The 7,851-nt window shown below is 73.5% G+C and carries 3 protein-coding genes; all 3 read right to left on the bottom strand.

The genetic code is table 11. The features are described 5' to 3' along the window. The coding region (locus tag ACI797_RS20190) for a hypothetical protein (protein WP_456860772.1) at window positions 1-1,369 on the bottom strand (1,369 nt) is incomplete at its 3' end. Window positions 1,370-1,380: 11 nt separating this feature from the next. Then, window positions 1,381-4,977 (bottom strand): tubulin-like doman-containing protein, encoded by a 3,597-nt coding sequence (locus tag ACI797_RS20185; protein WP_456860770.1) that lies wholly within the window; start codon window positions 4,975-4,977, stop codon window positions 1,381-1,383. 36 nt (window positions 4,978-5,013) lie between these two features. After that, window positions 5,014-7,839 (bottom strand): VWA domain-containing protein, encoded by a 2,826-nt coding sequence (locus ACI797_RS20180; RefSeq protein ID WP_456860768.1) that lies wholly within the window; start codon window positions 7,837-7,839, stop codon window positions 5,014-5,016. Window positions 7,840-7,851 lie beyond the last annotated feature (12 nt).

Below are 7,851 nucleotides of genomic sequence, written 5' to 3'. Positions count from 1 at the left end.
CCCCCCCCCCCCCCCCCCCCCCCCCCCCCCCCGCCCCCCCCCCGCCCCCCCCCCCCCCCCCCCCCCCCCCCCCCCCCCCCCCCCCCCCCCCCCCCCCCCCCCCCCCCCCCCCCGCCGCGGGAGAGGGAGCGATCAGCTCGGGACGGTCGACGACCTGACGGTCGAGCCCGAGCATCGGCATGCGCACCTGATGGGGCACGGTGGAGCCGTCGGCCAGGCTCACTGCAACCGTCGTGACGTCGTTCCAGAAGTCGCTGGCGTCGACCGTCGTGAACTCGGTGCCGGGGGAGACCTCGGTCGCCACCCGGTGCGCGGTGTCGATCAGCGAGCTGACGTCGTCCTCGTCGGCGGGGCCCGCGGGAGTTCCGTCGGGCCGGACGCCGAGCACGACGACCTCGTAGGCGGAGTCCTCCCCGTAGAGCAGCCGGGTGGTGCGGTCCGCGATCCGGCCGGCGGACTTCCGGACGAACGCCTCGGCCCACGCGCGCGGTGAGCTGCGCAGCGCGCTCCAGAGGAAGGAGAGGAACATCCCGATGGCGGCCAGAAAACCCACACCGGTGGCGCGGCCCGGCACGTAGGCCGGGGGTGCGTGGAACCGCGTCAGCGCGGCGTGCGCCTCGACGACGGAGGTCGCCGCGGCCTCCGCCGTGGGCAGGGCCTGCATGTCTGGGACCTCGGTGAGCTCATCACCCCGAGGCGTCCGCGGACGCGGGAGCGTGCTCTCGGCCCGGTGGACCTGCTCGGACAGGGCGAGGAGGACATCCCGCGAGTCGAGGGTGCGGGCGTAGGAGCGGGCGACGACGACCTGGCGCCCCGGCCACAGCGGCGTGCCGTCGAACGGCGCCGCCTCCATGGGCGTCCAGAGAGCCCCCACCGCCGCGAGGCCGCTCGCCGCGTGCTGGGCGAGGTCGTTCGGCGACACCGGCTGACTGACCGTCGCCGGGCTCTGCCCATCGCGGGCCTGCAGCAGCACGTTGGGGCGTGAGCCGAGCACCGAGTCCCCCGGGACCACGGTCTCCGTCGTCGCCGGGACGAGGAGGTTCACCAGCGGGCGGGTGGCCAGCCCGACCCGGTCGAGTAGCGCCCGCGCTGTTGCGGGCAGCGGGACGGTGGCGTGGCCGTCGGCGAACACCTGGAGCAGCACGACGCGGTCGACGGTCACGCCGGAACGGGCCAGCCACTGCTCGGCCGGATGACGGTGCAGGCCGTCGCCGTCGACGACGGCAAGCACGGTCCTGCTCCCGCTCTGGTCGGCCTCCAGCCACAGCGACGGCCGGAGCAGCCCGGTCGCCGTCCAGTCGCGGACCACCTCGAGGACATCCCCGGCGAGCCCCTCGCGCAGCCGCCCCACGACCAGCGTGGTCGGCATCTCCGCGGTGCTCACAGCGCCGCCGAGAAGCCGTCGTCGACGACCTCGACACGCTGCCTGCCGGTGTAGTCGACCTGTGCAAAGTGGTCGAGGAGCTGCTGACCGGCCGTGTAGAGCTGCGGCGCGAGCTCCCACACGCGGGGAACCTGCCAGAAGTTGTGCGGAGTGATCTCGCTGAACGACCCGCGCTCACCGGGGGTCGCTGGGTCCGGCGGCAGCTGCTTGGCCGCATCCCGCTGCACCGACGCCGCCCACGCCCGGGCGGCGGCGAGCCGCGCCTCCGCCGTGGTCTCGGTGCCGGGCTTTCCCCGGGGCGGCAGCCCGCTGCGGCCCAGGCCGCTGCCGAACCAGGCGCGCAGCGCCGGGATCTCCCCGCGGCCCTGCGGATCCTGCAGGTATCGACCCAGCTCGAACAGCGACAGGTACGGGCGCAAGGCGGTGAACTCTGCATCCCCGTCGCAGAGCGCGATGGCCAGGGGCAACGACTCGGTGACGGCCGCGAGCAGGCCCCACCCCGGTGCGTCCCGGGCGGAGTTCTCCACGCCCAGCAGCGGCTGCGGCAACCGGCCCAAGACGTGGTGCTCGGCCGACCAGACCGCCACGCCGCCCTCGGTAACCGGCCCCTCGCCGGGCAGCAAGACCTCGCCAGTCAGCCGGCCGACGAGCCAGCCGGAAACTACGGCCTGGAGCCAGCCCCGCGAGACCGGGACGAAGTCGACGAGCGGCCGACCGCGGCGGTTGGACCAGAAGGCCTGTCGCATCTGCGGAGTAGTGGAGTCCAGCCACTGGTTCCGGATGGGCTTCTGCAGGGACGAGAAGACCATCGGGTGGTACAGGTTCGCGTACGCGCCGAGGATGTCGATCCGGTTGCGCTGCGCGTTCACCATCGCCTTCGTGAAGTTCTTCACGCTCTCGGGATCGATCGAGGAGTCGGCCTGGAGTGCCTGGACCAGCAGCGATCCGACCGTGTCGTTGGGCCCGAACGGCAGCTCGCTGAACCGGTAGCCGACGGCCACCTTCTGCGTGTGCACCGCCTGGACCATCCGGGCGTCGACGGCGACCAGCGGCGCGGCCAGCTGAAGCGCCTGCCGGAACCGCTCGACGAAGTGTCGGGCGGTCGCCTCGCGTTCGTGAACGCCCGCGCCCGGCCGGGTCAGGTAGCTGTCGAGCCCCTCCTGGATGAACGTGCCCATGACCTCGCCGGCCCGGGTCACCCAGGCCAGCGCGCCGTCGAGCACGCCATGGTGGTCGAGGTCGACGGCGTAGTCCGCCCGACGCGACGACTGCACCGAGGCGAGCGCCTGGGGCCACCACTCCGAACGGCGGCCGATCCGCGTCGGTGAGCCCTCCGGGGTGAAGCCGGTCAGCCGGTCGGCAGGCCGCACGCGGGTGCGCGCGTCGGCGTGCAGCCAGGTCAGCACCTCGAACAGTGCCAGCTCCTCCGCGCGGTCGGCGGACGGGGTGGTGCTTCCTGCGCCGAAGCCCTTGAAGTTCTGCAGCAGGTGGTCGGCGTAGGACCGGGGGTAGCTGCTGATGTCCTCCAGCAGCACTTCGTTCTGCGCGGTCGCGAAGCGGGTGGGGACCTCCTCCCCGCGCGGCCACTGCACCACCTGGTCCGTGGCTACGGTGGAGACCGGAGCAGTTGCGGCCGAGGCCTTCTCGGCGCTCTCGAGCGCCGCGCGGGCCTCAGCCACGCCGGCGCGCAGCGGGCCTATGACGTCCTTGTTCAGCTGCGCGAACAGCTCACCGGCGGTCGCCGCTCCGCGGCGGACGAACAGGTTGCTGAATTGGGCGCGGATCCGGTTGGTCGCGTTGGCGAGGACGCCGTGGTTCGCGTCGATGGTCGAGCCCACCGTCTGCAGCTCGCCGGTAACCTCCTGCGCGATCTCGTGCGGCTGCTGCGACGTCGCGGAGTTGCGGGTCAGCTGCTCGGCGGCGAACTGCAGGTCGGTGCGGAAGGTCTCCAGCACGTGCTCGGCCACGGGGAGTCCTCGCTCGCCGATCACCCGCAGCGTCGCCGTCTCCAGGCGGTTCTGGATGGCCGGCACCCAGCGGATCGCCGCCTCCCGCAGCTCGGCGTCCGCGACACCCATGACCCGGCCGAAGGAGGACGCGAGCAGGCCACCCAGCTGCTGGGCGAACCAGGCGCCCTTCTCGCTGATGCCGGGGCGCATGACTGGGCCGACCGTCTCCTGGGTCATGGTGTCGCTCAAGGCCGTCCGCGCCTCGTCGGCCCAGATGTCGTCGACGAGCGCCTTGAGGTAGGAGGTGTCGCGGGCGCGCAGGTCCGGCAGCCCTGCCCAGGCGAGGAACTGCGGGTAGTACTCCCCGGCGGTCGTGGCGATGGCCTGCTGGGGGCTGCGCTGGCCTTGGAGGACCGACAGGTCGACGTGCCCGCGGAGCAGCCGCTCCACGCCCTGCCGGGCCAGCCGCTGTGCGGCGTACTGCGCGTACCGGTCGCGGCCCAGGCCGATCGAGGCGAACCCGAGCGAGCCGAACACCATCGGCTCGTTGCGCTCCACGTCGGCCCCGCCACGCGCCGGCTGCAGACTCATGTGGGTGTGGTCCTGCACGAACAGCTTGCTGTTGTTCAGGTTGCCTATGGCGTAGCTCATCAGCTGGCCCTGCTGGGCCTCGGAGAGGAACAGCGCGGTCAGCGACCGGGCGAAGCCCCGGTAGATCGTGTCGGTGCGGCCGTCGCCGAACCGGGCGCCGCTGACGCCGTTGTAGGAGCCCACCGGGAAGGTGAGCATGGGACCGCGGCCTGGGGCGGTCGGCCGCGGCACCCCGCCGTACACCGTCCACTCCTCGGCCGTCCAGGGCTGCTGCCGGGCGGCCATCGCCGACATCAGCTCGGCCACGGTGCCCAGGGCGTTGGCATTCACCCCACCTCGCTCCGACTCCGTCAGCTCGGAGAAGACGTCCGGGGTGTAGAGGAAGGCCAGCGACTCGTGCGGGAAATGCGGCACCTGGGAGGCGACCGCGTGCAGCAGGTTGCAGACGTCCAGGGTCATCGAGGCCCCGGTGCCGCCGGCCAGCGACGAGACGACCAGCAGGATGGTGCCCTGCGAGGTGGTGTTCTCGACCGCCCCCTGCTCGCCGGGCCGGGCGAGCGCCCCGGCGAGCCGGCTGAGGTCGGTGTCGGCACCGCTCTGGTTCAGCCGCTCGGCGACCGGGACGAGCCGGTCGTAGATCATCCCGGCCCGGGTGAGGGTCAGCAGGCGCCCGACGGCGCGTAGCTGACTGGCTCCGTGGGTGATCGCGTCCACGGTGTTGGGCTGGGGGCGCCACCGGGCCAGCTGGCGCAGCTGATTGCCCGCGGGCTGGGTGACCAGGCTGCGCTGCAGGGCGGCGTCGAGCACGCCGTAGTCGTCGGTCGGGCTGGTCACCGGGATGTACGTGCCGCCGAGCGTGTCGACGGCCGGCGGCAGGCCGGGGCCCAGCCCGTCGGGCTGGGCCGGGACGTCGATGTGCACGAACTCCCAGCAGCGGGGCAGCTGGTCCGCCGTCCAGCCCTTGGCGGCCAGCTCGGCCTTCAGTTGCTCCATGAGGAAGCGCAGGGTCTTGCCGCCCGAACCGCCCAGGCCGACGACGCAGATCTTGTACACGGAAGTTCTCCAGGGGTGGTGAGGAGTGCCGTCGGATCAGCGACGGAAGGGGTCGTCGCCAGGCGCAGGCCAGCTGGCCGGACCGGGCGTGCCGTGCGCGGATCCGGAGGCGAACGGGTCGGCCACCGGTGCGGCGTTGCCCGGCGGGCCGCTGCGGGGCGCGGTGGCGAACGGGTCGGCCGCGGGTGCGAAGGGATCGCTAGCCGTTCGGCCGCCGGGGGCGAACGGGTCGGCCGCGCCCCCGAACGGCCCCGGGGCGAACGGGTCGTCGGATGCCGCGGTCCTGGCCGGACCAGCGGAACCGTCGGCACCGTCCGCGGGCCGGGCGGTGCGTGCCGCGTCGCGGAGGTCCTCCACGGCGGAGGGACCCTCGGAGTGCGCCCGTCCGACGAGCTCGGCGCGCTGCTCGGCCGTGGCGAGCGCATCGGTGACGAGCAGCAGCTTGGCCGGGACTTCCGGTGTGTCCGACTCGGCTGCGGACCGGTCCAGCAGCACCGTCCAGCTGCCCTGCAGGGCCAACGGCAGCCGCGCACGGAGCTTGCCCGACCGGCTGCCGGGGGCACCGGAGACGCCGACCCCCGCGGGGTCGTCGACCTCGGCGAACCCTGCCTCGGTGAAGCGTGCACCCGCACGGGCGCGGACCGGCACGCCGGACAGCACGCCGCGGCGGCGGCCGGCCTGGGGCGGCGGGACGAGCTCCCAGTCCGGCGCGGGCAGCGTGCCGCCACCGGCGGCGAGCAGGCCACCCGGGCTGACGCGCACGTCGAGCAGCGCCGACTGCAGCGGCGTGCCGGGCAGCTTCGCGGCCAGCCGGCGGCCGAGGAGGAAGACCAGCAGCGGCAGCCCGATGCCGACGAGCAGCGCCAGCACGAAGGCGAGCAGCAGCACCTTGGTGTTGGCCAGCAGCTGCAGGTCGGCGGTGTAGGGCACAGTGGCCTGGACGGCGCGCTCCGTGCGCTGCTCCAGATCCAGCCCCTCGGGTGCCAGGTGGACGACGAGGTCACCCTGCAGCTGGCCGTCCGCCGCGGCGCCCGGGGCTAGCTCGACCGGGATCTCGGCGGTCTCCCCGTCGGCCAGGCAGTGGCTCTGGGCATCCGAGCCCGTCACGGTCACGCCCTCGACCTCGGCAGGGCGGACCCGGAGGCCGCCGCCGGTCACCCATGCGCAGCCGGGGCCGGTGACCTCGATGGTCGCGGTGCTGGCAGTGGTTCCCTCGATCGCGCCGAAGTCCACCGACTCGGAGACGAGCGTCGGAAAGCCCAGCGGCGGGGCGACCGTCACCTCCTGCGTCCGCACCTGCGGCTGCAGGACCTGGCCGCTGACGGTGGTGACCGCCAGCACCGTCTGCAGCTCCGCCGGCCCGGGGGCGACGTCGTCGGGTACCGCCAGCGGCACGCCGGCCGCGAGCTGGGCACCGGGCACGCCCTGCGCCAGCATCGTCTCGGTGCCGTCCGCGGAGGCGAGGACGACGTCGAGCGCGAGGGTCGGGGCCGGATCTCCCAGCACGGCGGGTGTCCCGTCACTGCGCACGAGCGCGATGCGGACCGGACCGAGGTCCTCACCGACCCGCCACTCCACCGAGGCGTGCGGGTGGACGACGGCGCCGAGGTCGGCCTGGATGGTCAGCTGGGTGCGCGTGACCGCCTGGGGGTTCTGGCCGGTCGGGTCGATGAAGACGACCTGCCAGGGCCCGGACCAGTTGTCACCCGACGGCGGGATGGCCGCATCGAGGGAGAGTGCGTCGTCGCCGTACCAGTTGTAGGTCAGGGCGAGGTCCCCGGCGCGGACGGTGCCGGCCGGTGCGGCAGGGTCGTAGGCCATCTGGACCGGAACAGGGAGCCCCGGCGGCTGGACCTGGACGACGATGCCGGCGGCGCTGCTCGTACCCACCAGGTGGATGGACTGGATCGAGGCGTCCAAGGTGAATTCATGCACCTCCTGCGGGCACGCAGCACCCACGCAGACGCCCTGCTGGTCCACCGGCTGCGGCGGATTGCCGGGGTCGCCCACAGCATCGAACGCCAGCACCAGGTCGCCGACGTCGTCCGCTTCGAGGAAGACGCCGTAGGGGGCGGTGTCGCCGCACGGGTTCGGCTGGGCCTCGGCGATGCTGCTCAGCAGGCTGAGGTCGACGCTGCCGGCGTCGGACAGGCCGAGCGCGATGAGCAGGATGTCGTCGTTGCGCAGCTGGTCGGCCACCCCGCCAGAGCGGCAGATGTCCTCCTGGCCCTTGGCCGCCACCTGCGCGGCGGCGTCGTCGGAGGTGAGCGGAATGGTTTCGGCGCCGGGGATGGGCTTGGTTTCCCCGTACTGCTGGCGCTCCTCCGGGGTGTCGCGCGCGCTGAGCTCGTACTGCCCGTCGGTGAACAGGACCAGTGCCTGGCAGGGCGGCTGCTCGGCGTCGGGCTCCCGGTGGTCGACCAACTGCTGGCGAGCGGTGGTGAGCGCAGTCCAGTAGTCGGTCTCGAACCCGTTCTCGCGGCCGGCGAAGTCGGCCACCGCGGCGGAGGCCGCGCTCAGTGAGTGGTCGCCGAGGGGCTGCCACTCGAACGCGGAGCGGACGTCCCCCGCGAAGCCTCGCACGGCGACGTCGATGGTGCTGCCCGTGCGCGCGGCGGTGTCAGTGAGCCGGCGCAGCAGCAGGGAGGCTGCGGCGACGCGTGCATCCCCCGGGTCGGTTCTCCGAAGGCTGCCGCTCTCATCCACCAGCAGAAGCACGTCGGCATTCTTGGTCTCGCTCAGGCAGGCGCCGAGGTCCTGCAACGAACTCGTGCCGGTCGCCGAAGGCGCAGCGAGAGCAGGGCTCGGGCCTGCCACCAGACCTGCGGTCAGCGCTCCCACCAAGACCGACAGAGCCAACATCGCCCGTGCGCG

Source organism: Geodermatophilus sp. SYSU D00691, from assembly GCF_054050275.1.
This window is presented reverse-complemented; position numbering and strand designations above follow the sequence as displayed.